This window comes from Pantoea sp. NPDC088449 (assembly GCF_044753225.1).
Lineage (GTDB): Bacteria > Pseudomonadota > Gammaproteobacteria > Enterobacterales > Enterobacteriaceae > Pantoea > Pantoea floridensis.
On the sequence record NZ_JBIVMT010000009.1, the window covers coordinates 106793 to 122474 of the forward strand.

Here is a 15682-nt window from a genome sequence, read left to right on the forward strand (position 1 = left end):
AATTCTTAGCCCCCCTTCTTAACAATGCCCCAATATGGGGCATAACACACACTTTTCGTGCAAGTTTTTTCCAAATTCTCATTTATCACGACCGCTTCAAAATCGCAAAAAAACACCAATGCAGTCAATAAGATAAGGTTGTGAATTTAACCTTAATCAATCTCAAAGCAGGCATGTAAATTGCATCATTGAAGTTTCATATTGAGGAGGCTTCCATGAATCTGTGGTCAACTGACAATGTCACCCCATCGGAAAAGTTTAGCTACTGGAGAGAGGTTCTTTGCCAGGCTTACACAGCCCTCAACCCTAAGGTAGACTCAGCTGCAGAATTTTCAGGAACGGTCACATCAGGGAAGCTTGCAGACATAGACGTAACGAATATCAGTTCACAGGCGCAGCGCATTTTTCGTGGTGATGATGAAATCCGTAGAATGCCTAATGAATATTATTTTCTAAATCTTCAGATTTCTGGTCAATGTCTGATGCAGCAGGGAAGTCATGCTGCACTGATAAGCCCAGGTGAGTTTTCACTTGTTGACTCAACACGACCTTATATAAATGATTACCTTACCAACGAATTTAAGCAATTGTCTTTCAGGATCCCACAATCCTTGTTAAAACCATTACTGCTTCACCCTGATGCTATTTTGACTTCAAAATTTTCTCCTGATGGTGGAATCATTACTATCACAGCTGATTTTTTGAAGACAATCGCTTCAACAGATCTTAATTACCACAAAATCGCCCAAAAAAAACTGATGGATAACTTGGTCAGTTTGGTCGGACTATCTTTGGGTGTTAATTCCAATGTATACGATGAAGTAAGCCAGACTTATCAAGAACAACTCTATTTAGGTATACAAAAATACGTCAGAGAAAATTTAAGCGATCCTGACCTCAGCCCAATAAAGGTAGCAAATAATTACAGAATTTCGACTAGATATTTACATAAGATATTTGAACAGGGTTCAGAATCGTTCAGCCGCTTTCTTCAGACTGAACGTCTAGAGAGGTGTGCTAATGAGCTCAAACATATTAAATCTGACTCGGTTTCGACTATTGCTTTTCGAGCTGGCTTTAATGATACATCGCATTTTAGCAAAGTATTTAGACAACATTTTGGACAATCCCCTCGGGATTATAGAAAAGAAAATCAAAAGTAAAAAATCCCGTCCAGCCTGGACGGGAAAAGATAGACCCAAATCTCATCACTTATTTTAACGAACGAAATGCTCTATTGGCATATACTAGGGGGTCCGGATTTCCTGAGCTATTGTAAACTTCCTGCACTTCCGCAATAAAAATTGTATGTGAGCCACTGGACACTTTCTCAACAATCTTGCAATCAAATGATGCCAATGAACTTCTGACATATGGTAAACCCGATCGCATATTATCCCAATCACCTGCGATGAACCGTTCACTTCTTTTTAAAGAATCAGAAAAACTGTGAACGATATCCATGTCATCTTCTGATAGAATGTTAACGCATATTCTGTTGGAACCATCAATTATATTGTGGGCCGAGGCACTTTTATTCACGCAAGCTAGTAAGGTTGGAGGATCCATTGAAACAGAACTAAAAGCTGTAGCAATAAGGCCACCTTTCTCTTCATGATGAACAGAAGTCAAAAGAGTTATACCTGAAGGAAATTGTCTCATTCCAGCTTTAAAAGATTCTGTTACTTCTTCACGGGTAAATGCATTCATTTTAGTATCTTCTGTATAATTATTTCAATTGACATTACTTAATCTCTTAACACAGAGAACTATTTAAATGCACCGCGATAGCTTGACGCATTATGGCGTAACGGCAGAAGTGCATTACCTTCAGGGAACATTTTTTCACGGAGTGTCCCTGGGCTATAACTGCTTTGTGCCAGACCACGTTGTTGCAGGACAGGCATTACATGTTCAATAAAGTCTTTGTAAGACCCTGGGAACAATTGGCAGATCATATTTACGCCATCGATACCTGCCTCCTGCCACGCTTCGAGTTGATCGGCAATAGTTTCGGGTGTGCCAACCATGCGACTGCTGTAAGACAAAGCGTTAACCAGGTCACGAATACGTGCTTTCTCTCCATTATTTGATTCTTCAAACATTCGCGCATAGCCCTGAAGACCATCAATGTTGAGATTTTCAATTCTCTCCTCTGGGTCATGCAAGCCAAAGTCTATACCCATATCCTTACCGATATGTGCAGCGAGGCCTTCATAGCTAACCCACTCATCAATTTCCCGTGATTTCTTCCAGGCTTCTTCTTCAGTACTTCCCACGACAAAGCTAAAACCCTGAATGAACTTGAGATCATCCGGGTTCCTGCCAGCTTCAACAGCAGAGGCACGAGCATCAGCGATGCCCTTGCGCGCACCTTCAATAGTTGGGAAAAGTACAAATGTACCCTCCGCATGGCGGGAAGCGAAAATACGTCCGGATTTCGACGACCCTGCCTGATATAAAACTGGAACACGCTGAGGAGAAGGTACCGACATATGGGGTCCAGCAACTTTATAACGCTCACCCTCATGATAAATACGATGCACCAATTCGGGACGAGCATAGATACCCGCAGATTTGTCTCCCGCGATCGCCCCATCATCCCATGACCCTTCCCATAACTTGTAAACAACTTCCATGTATTCTTCTGCCCAACGATAGCGTTCGTCATGTGGAACAATGCCATTTAGGCCAAAGTTCTGCGCTGCGTTGTTTGTGACACTCGTAACAATGTTCCAACCAATACGACCTTTGCTTAAATGATCGAGCGTGCTTATACGACGAGCGAACGAAAAAGGGTGTTCAGAAAGAATTGAGCTCGTTAGCACCAGACCAATATTTTTGGTAGAACCAATCAAAGCTGCACAGAGTGTCGTTGAATCGTTGCAAGGCAGATGGACACCTTCTTTGAGGTAAATGTCCATTGAATTTTTATATCCAGGATCTGTTCCAATGACGTCTGCAAAAAAAAGTGCGTCAAAACATCCTTTCTCTGCAATTTGTGCCAATTCTACCCAAGTATCTAAGTCATTATAACCAAGACTCTTACTTTCAGGATGACGCCACAATCCATGCCAAATATGTGACAGAACGTTCATTGAAAAGCAGTTAAAAATTAGACGCTTCTTCATACTTATCTCCGGTTAACTTAACAAGTTTCTTACACAAAAAGTACCTGTTAAATGACACCAACTCTTGGGTTAAAGTGAACTCAGAATATGTTTTAAGCGCACACCAACCGCTTATAAGAAAGACATATGACCATAGACTAAAGGTGCCTATTCAACTGAAGGGGCGTCTTATGGAGGGAGAACGTGGGTTTATATTCAATTTAATAAAGGCAGAAAAAATTAAACCAGCAACTTCTAAGAAGATGCTGGTTTAATATAAAAATTATGCGGCAGCTATTTTTGGTGTTTCCGGTTGAAGTTCAAAATTATTATTAAGTTTTTCCCCCCGATACATCCTCACGACCTCTCCAACGATGATGAGGCATGGGGAGCGCGGTCGCCTTAAAAACTTCAAATCAGTTAACTCCCTCAGTGAAGTTATCGTTGTGCGTTGTTCTGGCAATGTACCCTGTTCAATGAGCGCGATCGGGAGAGTATCGCAACATCCTAAAGACCTTAGTTTTGCAACCAGAGACGCCAACCATTTCACGCCCATATAAATGACAAGCGTTTCTGAGGTACTGAGACTTTCAAGCGATTTCCACGCGGGCTCACCAGCGCTCTCATGCCCTGTTATAAACCGAACTGATTGAGCCACGTTTCGTTGCGTCAGTGGAATTCCGCTACTCGCAGCACATCCTGTTGCCGCGGTAATTCCAGGGACAACGTGGCAAGTGATGCCTGCATTTTCAACAAACATCAACTCTTCCCCTCCTCGGCCAAACATGAAAGGGTCACCTCCTTTGAGGCGTATTACATCTTGACCGCAACCAGCAAGATCAACCAGCAACTGATTAATTTCATCTTGTGAAAGCTTATGATCCCCGGCTTCCTTTCCTGCATCGATACACAATGCTTCATCAGGAATAAGAGCCATAACACCGGGACCAACTAAACGATCATAAACTACGATTTGGGCCTGACAGAGAAGTTTGTGCGCTTTCACTGTCAAGAGATTTGGATCGCCAGGTCCTGCACCGATCAACCAGACTTCGCCAAGCTTATCAGTGCGAGTATTAAATATATGAGTACTTAGTAAATGTTCTGAACTCATTCTGAATTCCTTCACTATGATGCTTTGTCAGGAATGCATTAAATTAAACAGCTAATGACATCTCTGGTTCTTTAATGCGTGAAACATGAATTTTCCCATCTACAACTTTTGTGTCCCACCTACCCACACTTATATCTGCGCTGTCGAAACTTTTCCCATCAGATAAACGAATTTTATATTTGTATAACGGGGAAATAACTACGGCATCACCAGCAACGTCCCCTAAAATACCACGAGATAGGACACTGGCATTTGTTCCCGGCTCATAGTCATCAAGTGCATAAAATTGTCCATGCAGCCGGAATAGTGCAACACGCGATTCACCTACCCGAGCGCCTATTCCTGCATCATCTGGAACCGCGTCAATGTCGCAGATTTCAGTCCATTCGCTATTCGATTCAGAGGTGCTTCTTGTGATAGCTGAGTTAGATGGCCGAATTTGATCGCGTTCGATATCCCAACGGATTGTCTCATCAGGTGCATCGCTATTCACTGTAGGTCTGAATAATGCCAGACGGTCAGGGCTTTCCAGCGTGGTTTTCCACTCGCACTGCCATGTACCTATCACACGGTTCATCTCAGCCTCTAATTCAACATTAATGCCAAGACTATCATTAATCACAACGTCCCTGAGATATTCAAGGCCGCCTTCCATATTGTCCATCCATACACTGGTTCGCTGCAATCTGTCCCCGGTACGGATATAAAACATGAGGATTCGGTCAACATAAGAAATCAAAGTTTCATCATCTAAATCGCTTGCAAACAGATCTGCATGACGAGGTTTCATGCCTCCATTACCACAAACGTAGAGATTCCAGCCCTTATCCGTTGCTATGACACCAATATCTTTACTTTGCGCTTCGGCACATTCTCGGGTACATCCGGATACGGCCATTTTAAGCTTATGCGGTGATCTGAGACCTTTGTAACGATTTTCCAGCAGTACGGCAAGACCGGTAGAGTCCTGAACACCATACCTGCACCACGTCGACCCCACACACGATTTAACTGTTCGTAATGACTTACCGTAAGCATGCCCAGTCTCAAAGCCTGCATCGACAAGTGTTCGCCAGATTTCAGGCAATTGCGCAAGTTGTGCACCAAATAAGTCAATGCGCTGGCCACCGGTAATTTTGGTATAAAGCCCATACTTTTTAGCAACGTTGCCAATTACAATGAGGCGGTCGGGTGTGATTTCACCTGCTGGCACGCGTGGCACAATGGAATATGTTCCATCTTTCTGAATATTGGCAAAATAACGGTCATTTGTATCCTGAAGAGGTAAATGCTGAGGCTTGAGCAGATATTCATTCCAGCATGATGCAAGTAGAGAACCTACCAACGGTTTGCATACTTCACATCCATCGCCCTGACCATAACGTTCAATTAGCGTGCGGAAGTCTTTGATTTCGCCTACGCGGATGAGATGGTGAAGTTCCTGCCTTGAGTATCCAAAATGCTCGCAAATATCTTTCTTAACTTCGAAGCCCTGTGCGGCCAGTTGGAATTCAACAACCTGCTTGACCAGCGCAGTACATCCGCCGCAACCTGTTGCCGCTTTTGTACACTCTTTAATAGCCCCCATGGTGTGCGCGCCGTCGCCAACTGCATTGCAAATTTGTAACTTAGTAACGTTGTGACAACTGCAAATTTGCGCAGTATCTGGTAATGCAGCAACTCCAAGTGCCTTAGTTGGTGAGCCTGCCTGTTGAGGAAGAATCAATGACTCCGGAGACTTTGGCAGCGCAATATCATTTAGTTTAAGTTGCAGCAAATCGCTGTATTCGCTCGCATCCCCAACAAGCACCGCACCGAGTAAGGTTTTACCATCTTCGGAAACCACAATTTTTTTATAAACTTCTTCAGGTTCATTTATCCACTGGTAGCTTTTGCATCCGAGACTCGTTCCATGAGCATCCCCAATAGAAGCAACTTCCACACCCATGAGTTTCAACTTTGTACTCATGTCAGCACCAGTAAATGTGCTCTGCCCCCCCATAATGTTGGCAGCCACAGTTCTGGCCATTTGGTATCCTGGAGCTACAAGACCATAAATGCGGCTTTGCCAAGCAGCGCATTCTCCGATCGCCCAAATACTTGGATCAGAAGTCTGGCATGCGTCATTAATCGCTATGCCTCCCCTTTCTGCCAGTTCGAGACCAGCTAAGCGTGCCAACTTATCTTCAGGCCTGATACCTGCAGAAAATAAAATTAGATCAGTATCAAGCATTTCATCATTGGAGAAGCACATGGTTAGCCCTCCTTTGTTGTTCGAGATTATTTTCTGGGTATTTTTACTGGTATGAACCGTCACACCTAATGCTTCAATTTTACTCCTCAGCATACTGGCGCCCATGTCATCTAACTGAACGGCCATTAGTCTTGGTGAAAACTCTACAACATGGGTCTCAAGGCCTAAGTTTTTTAGAGCATTTGCTGCTTCAAGCCCCAGTAACCCTCCCCCTACAACCACACCTCTTTTTGCATGATGTGAGCGTGCTGATATCGCTTCTAAATCATCGAGAGTCCTGTAAGTGAGGCAGCCCTCAAGATCATGTCCAGGCACCGGTGGAACGAAAGGATATGAACCCGTAGCAAAAACCAAGTAATCATAGGCCTGAACGTTTCCTTTGTGGTCAAGGATATATTTCTCGTTACGGTTGATTTCTATAACTTCATTAGAAAGCTGGAGTTCTATTCCGTTCTCGGAGAAGAAGTCGTTCTTTACCATTGATAAATCGGAGAAAGTACGCCCTGAGAAATATTCTGACAGGTGTACCCTATCATAAGCCGGATATTTTTCTTTTCCGTAAACAATGATTTTCATTTCACTAACTGGGTAATTATTTACTAGTTGTTCAAGGAAATGATGGCCAACCATGCCGTGACCAATGACGACCACTACCGCTTTATTCTTCGTTTTAGACATGACTTCAACTCCAGTTCGTTCGCGTATTACTCGCAGTGTTACCCTGGATGTTATAAGGACTTTCAAGCTGATTCTTGTGCAGGAATGAACTGAATATTGTTCTGAAGCGCACGGAAGTGTAGTAATGCCACTGATGCTCCTCAATGATGTAGGAGTGCCATAATTTATGGAATAATGTACTGAATTTAGCAATCCACTATAAAGGCAGGCCAGAAAGGGCAGTTAACTACTTAGGAGAGAAAATAAGAACAGCGTCAAGTGATTGGCTTAGAAACCAAAAAATAGATCCGTAATCATCCACTAAAGATCACGGATTTCACAAAGTCACGGGATTCTTCAATCGATCATTTCTGCCTTAACTGATCGGCATCAGACTAATAGCGGCTAGCCTTTTATGCTTAGAACCAACGTAACTGGCTGCGCAGCTTTACTACGTTCCCGACAATGATCAGTGCCGGGCTGGAAAACTTCTTTGCAAACTGACTGAGTTCTGCCAGCGTTGTGATTTCCACCTGCTGTTGCGGGGTGGTGCAATTTTTCACAATCGCCACTGGCGTGGCTACGTCCATGTCGTGATCCAGCAGCTGACGCTGAATCTCTGGTACCTGCGTCAGATCCATATAAAAAACCAGTGTGTGTTGTTCTGCTGCCAGTTTTCCCCACTCCATTTCACTTTGCTGTTGCATATGTCCGCTGACAAAACTTACGCTTTGCGCGTGATCGCGATGGGTAAGTGGAATACCGCTGTACGCCGCGCCGCCAGAAGCAGTAGAAATACCCGGCACTACACTGAAGGGAATGTTGTGCTGGGCTAGCACCTCCAGCTCCTCACCACCGCGACCGAAAATAAAGGGATCGCCGCCTTTGAGGCGCACCACGCGTTTGCCGTGTTGTGCCTGCTCGAGCAGGAGCTGATTGATTTGCGATTGGGGTACACAGTGATTGCCCGACCCTTTGCCGACGAAGATACGTTCCGCATCGCGACGAACCAGATTGAGAATCGGTTCTGAGACCAGGCCGTCATAAACCACCACATCGGCCTTCTGGATATTTTGTAGGCCTTTCAGCGTCAGTAAACCTGCATCACCCGGGCCCGCGCCCACCAGCACCACTTCGCCTTGTTGTGCTAATGGAGCGTCAAACAAGGTCTCGACTATCAGGTCCGCACGCGGTTTATCGTCATTCGCCAGTGTTTGTGCTAGGCGATCACTGGCAAAGAAGCGTTCCCAAAATGCACGACGAAGCCCCATGCTGTTGAAAGTCTGCTTGACTCGGCCACGTAACGATCCGGCAAGAGAAGCCAGTTGGCCAAGATGTTGTGGCAGCATCGCCTCCAGTTTTTCACGTAGCAGGCGAGCCAGCACCGGCGCACGGCCACCCGACGAAACGGCAATCATCAGCGGCGAGCGATCAACAATCGATGGCATGATCGCGCTGGCTTCCTGTGGCGCATCCACCAGATTGCAGAAGATACGGCGCAGCTCGGCCGCATCCCCCACTTGTTGATTGACGACGTCATCATCGGTGGCGGCAATCACCAGCCAGCAGCCTTCAAGCCAGCTTTCCTGAAAATGATCGTGCAGTAACTGTAACTTTCCCTGTTCAGCCCACTGTTGAAAGGCAAGTGAGAATTCCAACGCACCGACATGCAGATCGGCACCGGCATCCAGTAGCAAACGCGCTTTGCGTTCTGCCACATCTCCACCACCGACCAGCAAACACCGTTTACCCTGTAGACGGCAAAATAGGGGGAAATAGTCCATCGCTCATCCTCAAAAGCCTGCCAACTGTGTGATGCTTGTTCATCGTGTCTTATGGTCACCATTTATGCGCATCCGTACCGATTAGCATCATGCTGCAAGCGGGCTTAAAAATGTCAAACCGATTTAAGTACAGTGACGTGTGTTGCTAGTAGTGTCTCGTAACAGTAACCGAGGCCACGTTTAAGGAGAACATGTTACCCAGTGTGAGCCACAGCAGGTAATTGCAGATCCCGCTCAGCGTCAGGTCGGCATTATGCTGACTGAACAACGAAAGTGTAAAGACCGTTATATTCGTCACCAAGTTCTCATAGTGAGGGAGGATAAATGCTTGGTAGCGAAACATTTCGTTGAACCTCCCACTGAAATCGCCAGACAAACCAGTCAGTCTCAAATAACAGTGCTATCTAAGGTAGCGTGGTTATCTCTAGCGCCGCAAAGTGGATCTTTGAATTATCTATTGCCAGCATGGCACCTAATGCGTCTGAGTAGATGCGTTGGGCTATCTGGAGAAGCGACGGGCTTTTGATTTATCAACATATCCACTGACCAGATCAATTCTTTTAAGATCATAAGAAGATCATATAGAGATCATTATAAGATCAATAGAGATCACCAGCTCTCTATCTTGATGATCCTTATGATAAAAACACTACTTTGGGTATTTACTTTCATGAATAAGGTATCTACTTTCATGTAATGGGTCTCCACTTTCATGAAAAAGGTATCTACTTTCATGGTAAAGGTATTTACTTTCATGTTATAAAGGTATTCACTTTCATGACAACTCGATCTTTCTGACCTGAGGGTGTGGATAAGTGGGAAACGACAGTAAAGTCATAGATATAAATAACCCTTTTGCCATCGTCAAAAAGGATTCAGAAACAGTTTATCTACTGGAGCCGAACAGTAACAAGACCGTTCAGCCGGTAGCTTTGCTGCGCCTGAGTGTCTTCACTCCTGTGGCGCCAAAGGAAAAAGGGAAGCGCGATTTTCTGATCGACGCGTCAGACGAGCTCTCGAGCCTTGAGGTTGCGCAGCGCGAAGGCTACACGGATATCAAGATCCAAGGCGCAAAGCTCAGCATGTCGACCGATTTTAAAACTTGGCTCGGCATTATCATGGCGTTCTCCACCTATGGCTACAGCAGCGAAACCATACGTCTGCCCTTTACCGAGTTCGCCAAAATGTGCGGGATCAAGTCCGCCGATCTCAATGCCCGCTCGCGTAAGCGCCTGCACGACTCCCTCTTCAGCATTTCAAGTGTCACCCTCGCCTTCAGCAGCAAGGATGGTAAGAAATCCATGTTCTCACACCTTGTACAGCGTGCTGTGTTGAACATGAACACGGATACGGTTGAGATCACCGCCGACAGCAACCTGTGGGAGCTCTACCGTTACGATCACAAGGTGCTGCTAGGGCTCAAGGCGCTGTCTGAACTCTCCCGAAAGGAAGCAGCCCAGTCACTTTATATTTACTTTGAAAGTATGCCGTCGGGGACGCTCTACATCTCCATGAAGCGCCTTCGCGAGCGCCTCGCAATGGGATCGCCGGTGAAGCTGCAGAATTCTATCATCCGGCGCGCCATGGCCGACCTCCAAAAGATCGGCTACATCGACTATACCGAGCTCAAGAAAGGCCGCGAGATCCAGTTTGTCATCAGCAGCCGCTCCCCCAAACTGCAGGCGTTACCCGGTCACTGATCCGCTGCTAAAGGTATTCACTTTCATGTACGCGCCATAAAGGGTCTCTGCTTTCATGCTCTAAAGCGAAAGGTCTCTACTTTCATGCCCCCCCGGTTCCGGGGGGTTTTACGTTACGCACTTTATACCCAGAGGTATCTACTTTCATGAATACGTCGCCGGGCTTGACTGCTGCGCACCGTTCTCGGTTCCGGGGTATCTGCTTTCATGCCGGCATTTCGGACGGGTATCTACTTTCATGTACTCCGTACCGTAAAGGTATCTGCTTTCATGGAGCACGGCGTCTGGAGGCAGGGCCTTACATGAAAGTGCATACCTTTGTGGCTAAGGATGCTCTCTCATCATGAAAGTAGATACCCTTTTGGACGGATCGGGCGCTTCTTGCATGAAAGTGAATACCTTTTAAGGCGGTGCGTTCAGCACCTAAGCGGGCGTACATGAAAGTAAATACCCTCTCATGTAAGTGAATACCTTTTTCGGGTATGGCTGAAGGCATAAAAGAAGTTTAGCCGTGTAAGTGAGTACACGCTTACCTTTAAGGTCCTTATTTATGGGGTTCATCATCCTCAGGTATCTTCTAGATTGCGCAAATCTCGTTCTTCCTGCGCCCTGCCTGATGGTGTTCACAGTCAAAAGCTGACCTGTTTAACAACTTCATAAAGGTCGCCACAAACATGCATCAAGATCCCTGCCATCCAGTGTTTCACCCCCCGTAACGCCACGCATGAAAGTAGATACCCTTTTTACCGCTGCGTAACACTGTCACTTTCTGTGGCCTTCACCCCTACAGAACTAGAGTCATGGGTTCAGTATACCGGCCTGGAAATAGTTTATGCCGGGACGTCTAACGACGAGCCATTATACAACTGCAGATACAGCTACTAGCTGTCGGGTCCTGCGGGGCGTTGGTCTGGCCGTGATCATCAGCAACGGATACCGCGATGTTCACCCGCAGCATCGGCCCTGTGTACAGCTCTCCAAACTCCGGCGCTCATACCCAGGTGATCACTCCCATGCTCACTGTACTGAACGATAGGTTAACAATGATGTAATGGTACCAGTCGGCGCGATACTACCATCTGCTGAATTCAATCCGGCGGTCACGGACTGTTAACCAGGTTCGTTAAGGACGCGGGTATCGGAGGCGGAGATCGTGAGTGAACACAGCGTGGCATACGCTCGCTGCAGGCGGTGGTCGAACAGTCCGGTCAGCTGCTTCAGGCTTTTCTGGCTGAGATCCCGCTCTGCCAGTGTAAGGCCTTCACGGGTAGAAAGCCCTCTTCGCAGATCCGCTCAGGCCTCAGATTCCTGACAGTCATCACCCGCGTATGGCGCTGACAGGATTTGCACTGACAAGCCAAGTGTAAATCAACGAATCTGCCGCAAAAGCTGTCATCAGCAACAAGGCTGAATATAACTACGCATGACTGTTTTCACCGCATCAATCGTACCGCACAGGAGCAGTGTCATATCTTTGTGTGGAATACATTTTTTGCTTCGTGCTGCAGGTTTTTAAGCACCGCCGCGACGTCGAGCGCAAACGCCCGCGTATACATGTCTATCGAGCGCGCACGCAACGTTGTGCCCGCCCCTCAGCTGATCCATACAAATGGGCGCGGCCCGTCGATGACGAACGATTCAGGCGTCAGCGGGCAGCCCCTCGCCAGTACGCGCGCCGGTGTTCCAAAGCGTGTTAAATAAACAGTGGTGGCACCGGTTGGGAAGATAATGAAGAAGCGCGGCTTCGGAGACAAACAGATAGAACGGCGTCATACCGTCCACGGTAGCCATGCGCCACAGCGCTAAGGTTGTGGCAAAGTCCGCGGCTGGCGCGAAGGGAAGCGCCGTCACGCACGCTGGCGAATTTTGCTGGGGTATCCGGGCTGTTCATCCGTTAATTTTAACGTAGCGACGCCTAGGGTATTAAGGCTTATTTTCCGCCCCACTCCGCGCTACACCTGTTTTGCGGCCCGAACTACCTGTTTGATATAAATGGGGTAATTCCAAAGCTATGGCGATGTGTTGTGCAGGGAAAAGTGTTGGTATAACGATTTTTATACTTAACAGTTTGCTGTTGGCATGCACAGCCAGCAGAAGGGCTAATCTACTGCAGAGCCAAATTCGGCTCTGGGTTATCCATGCGATTTCCGTTCATTCTGGTTCTGAGTAATGTTAATGAATGCATTATTGTTTAGTCAGTAACGATTGGGTCAATCGAATCTCATGAGTGTTATGAACTTTGCACTAATTCATGTAATTTGCAAATTTGGTGTTGCTTTGCATTAAATATCAAGATTTAATGTATTTATGCAAAGTTAATAAGGAGAAGTGTGTGGGACTGATGAATACGCTCGACCAATGCATCGCCGCCGGACATGAAATGACCCGGGCGATTGCCGTAGCGCAGTTTAACGACGACAGCCCAGAGGCACGGAAGATCACGCGCCGCTGGCGCGTTGGCGAGGCGGCTGATCTGATCGGAGTTTCGCCTCAGGCTATCCGCGACGCCGAAAAGGCTGGGCGGCTGCCCTACCCCGATCTGGAAATGCGCGGACGGGTGGAGCAGCGCGTGGGCTATACCATCGAGCAAATCAATCACATGAGGGATGTTTTCGGAACCCGCCTGCGCCGGCCCGATGAAAGTATCCCTCCCGTGATTGGCGTGGCGGCGCACAAAGGCGGCGTCTACAAAACCTCCGTGTCGGTTCACCTGGCGCAGGATCTGGCGCTCAAGGGCCTGCGGGTGCTGCTGGTTGAGGGGAACGATCCACAGGGAACGGCCTCCATGTATCACGGCTGGGTACCTGACCTGCACATTCACGCTGAAGACACGCTGCTGCCCTTCTATCTCGGCGAGCGCGATGATGCCTTCTATGCCGTCAGACCGACCTGCTGGCCAGGACTGGATATTATTCCTTCCTGCCTGGCGCTACACCGTATTGAAACTGAACTCATGGGGCGCTATGACGAGGGTAAGCTGCCCACGGAGCCACACATGATGCTCCGACTCGCCATCGAATCCGTGGCGCAAGACTATGATGTGGTCGTTATTGACAGTGCGCCAAACCTCGGGATCGGAACAATAAACGTGGTGTGCGCGGCGGACGTACTGATCGTGCCGACGCCTGCGGAGCTCTTTGACTACACCTCTGCCCTGCAGTTTTTTGACATGCTTCGCGACCTGCTGAAAAACGTCGATCTTCAGGGGTTTGAGCCAGACGTCAGGATCTTGCTTACCAAGTACAGCAACAACAACGGATCGCAGTCGCCGTGGATGGAGGAGCAGATCCGAGATGCATGGGGCGGTATGGTGCTCAAGAATGTCGTCCGTGAAACCGATGAGGTGGGGAAAGGTCAGATAAGGATGCGTACCGTGTTTGAGCAGGCCATCGACCAGCGCTCCTCCACCGGCGCGTGGCGAAACGCGCTTGCCATCTGGGAGCCCGTCTGTAACGAAATCTTTGACCGCCTGATTAAGCCGCGCTGGGAGATCCGCTGATGAAACGTGCACCCATTATTCCTAAAGCGTCACCCTCTTCTTCTGCCGGTGCACCGTCCGCCGCGCCCGCTGCACCGATGGTGGATTCGCTGATCGCCCGCGTCGGCAGCATGACCAAAGGGAATTCGATTGTGCTTCCCGTGTGCGGTCGTGACGTCAAGTTTACACTGGAAACCGTACCAGCCGGTAAGGTCGAAAAGTACACCCGCGTCTGGAGTGGCAACGAGCGCGTGCAGGAGTTTCTGACGGAAGATGCCCTAGAGGATCTCATCCCTTCTTTCCTGCTGAACGGCCAGCAGAACCCAGCGTTTGGTCGCCCGGTTAAGGACGGAATAGAAGTCGCCGACGGCAGCCGCCGCCGCATGACGGCCATACTGACGTCGTCTGAATATCGCGTACTGACGGGCGATCTGGACGACGAACAGATGGACGCACTCTGCAAGCTCGGCAATGATTACCGACCGACCAGCGCGTACGAACGCGGCAGGCGCTACGCGATGCGACTGGAAAATGAGTTTGCGAATAACGTCTCAGCGCTCGCCGATGCGGAAGGCATTTCCCGCAAAATCATTACGCGCTGCGTTAATACGTCAAGGCTGCCTCATGATGTGCTCTCGCTTTTCTCCCATCCGGGCGAACTCTCAGCCAGAGCGGGTGAGCAGTTATTTAAGGCATTTGAGGGCAAAGAAGCGTTGTTGGTTGAACAGGCGCAGTCCTTGATTGCCGGACGCAAAAACGGCCTGTTGTATGATTCAGAAGATATCCTGCAGGAACTGAATAAGGTCCTGACAAAAAGCACCTCTTCTGCCAAGGAATCTGCGATTAACAAAGATTTTGCTCCTGGAGCCTCTGCCCAGTATAAGGGCAATAAGGTGTTGTTCACCCTGGATAAAACCAGAGTCCCTGAGTCACTTATTGCCCAGTTTGAAGAGTTGCTCTTGAAGCTTAAGCACTGATGCGTAGCTGGGACCACGGTCCCAGCTCGCGCTTGAAACTGCGTTCCAATGGACCGGCTAATAACCTGAGTTGTATATTTAGCGCCGGCATTTTTCTTCTCTCTGGGACCGCGGTCCCGGCCAGCATTCCGGCCGCTCTTCTCTTCCCCCGCGGCCTGCTCAGACTTGAATTCTTGTCGCTGAACAAAACATATTATTGTTCAGGTCACGATGACCTGCCAGATGCCCTTCTTTCAGAACCCTGAGATTACAGGCGCCGGGCTGGGACCACGGTCCCAGCCAATCTCCCTGCAATCTATCCTGCTGCGGTTGGATAACCGGCTCACTCACCAGAGGTATATAATCATGGCGTCTGCTCCGTGCCCGTATCGTGACTGCGTTATTTTGTCAGCCATGCTGGATTTTCAGCGGGATGGTTATTCTAGAGAGTAGGCTCTGCGCTTTATCACCGGTCATCTTTCAATCTGGGTTGTGTGGCCGAGAGTCTGAGATAAACCGCTGTACGTTGTGGCATCTTATTCGGGTTCCGGCTCGTGGATCACCAGTATATGCCATTTACCATACATGTCTGGCACGATGATAGCCGCAGATGTCAGTTCATTATCATC

The 15682-nt window shown here is 48.0% G+C and carries 8 protein-coding genes and 1 pseudogene; 4 read left to right on the forward strand and 5 right to left on the reverse strand.

Annotated features, from left to right (window positions below):
• Positions 1–215: 215 nt before the first annotated feature.
• The gene (locus ACIP6T_RS24805; RefSeq protein ID WP_400460029.1) at positions 216–1163 is read left to right on the forward strand and encodes a helix-turn-helix domain-containing protein; all 948 of its coding nucleotides are present in this window, start codon (positions 216–218) and stop codon (positions 1161–1163) included.
• Positions 1164–1212: 49 nt separating this feature from the next.
• Here ACIP6T_RS24805 and ACIP6T_RS24810 read toward each other — a convergent pair whose 3' ends face one another.
• The 5 genes and pseudogenes from ACIP6T_RS24810 to cysG form a co-directional block, all read right to left on the reverse strand.
• On the reverse strand, positions 1213–1710 hold the full coding sequence (locus ACIP6T_RS24810; protein ID WP_400460032.1) for a flavin reductase family protein: 498 nt from the start codon (positions 1708–1710) through the stop codon (positions 1213–1215).
• A 59-nt stretch (positions 1711–1769) separates the two neighbouring features.
• Positions 1770–3131 carry an LLM class flavin-dependent oxidoreductase gene (locus ACIP6T_RS24815; RefSeq protein WP_400460035.1) on the reverse strand — a complete coding sequence of 454 codons (1362 nt, stop codon included), beginning with the start codon at positions 3129–3131 and terminating at the stop codon, positions 1770–1772.
• A gap of 262 nt (positions 3132–3393) precedes the next feature.
• A complete protein-coding gene (gene cobA / locus ACIP6T_RS24820; protein ID WP_400460038.1) occupies positions 3394–4224 on the reverse strand; it encodes a uroporphyrinogen-III C-methyltransferase in 831 nt (276 codons plus the stop codon).
• Positions 4225–4267: 43 nt separating this feature from the next.
• Positions 4268–7138, reverse strand: a pseudogene (gene nirB / locus ACIP6T_RS24825) (nitrite reductase large subunit NirB); the annotation flags it as partial.
• 416 nt (positions 7139–7554) lie between these two features.
• Complete coding sequence (gene cysG / locus ACIP6T_RS24830; protein WP_400460041.1) at positions 7555–8919, reverse strand: siroheme synthase CysG; 1365 nt, start codon at positions 8917–8919, stop codon at positions 7555–7557.
• An 815-nt stretch (positions 8920–9734) separates the two neighbouring features.
• On the opposite strand from cysG, the gene ACIP6T_RS24835 reads away from it, so the two are divergent.
• The 3 genes from ACIP6T_RS24835 (at position 9735) to ACIP6T_RS24845 (ending at position 15074) form a co-directional block, all read left to right on the forward strand.
• A complete protein-coding gene (locus tag ACIP6T_RS24835) occupies positions 9735–10619 on the forward strand; it encodes a RepB family plasmid replication initiator protein (RefSeq protein WP_400460044.1) in 885 nt (294 codons plus the stop codon).
• A gap of 2332 nt (positions 10620–12951) precedes the next feature.
• Positions 12952–14118 carry a plasmid-partitioning protein SopA gene (gene sopA, locus ACIP6T_RS24840; protein WP_031377974.1) on the forward strand — a complete coding sequence of 389 codons (1167 nt, stop codon included), beginning with the start codon at positions 12952–12954 and terminating at the stop codon, positions 14116–14118.
• A complete protein-coding gene (locus tag ACIP6T_RS24845; protein WP_400460048.1) occupies positions 14118–15074 on the forward strand; it encodes a ParB/RepB/Spo0J family plasmid partition protein in 957 nt (318 codons plus the stop codon). Before sopA ends, ACIP6T_RS24845 begins: the two co-directional genes overlap by 1 nt.
• Positions 15075–15682 lie beyond the last annotated feature (608 nt).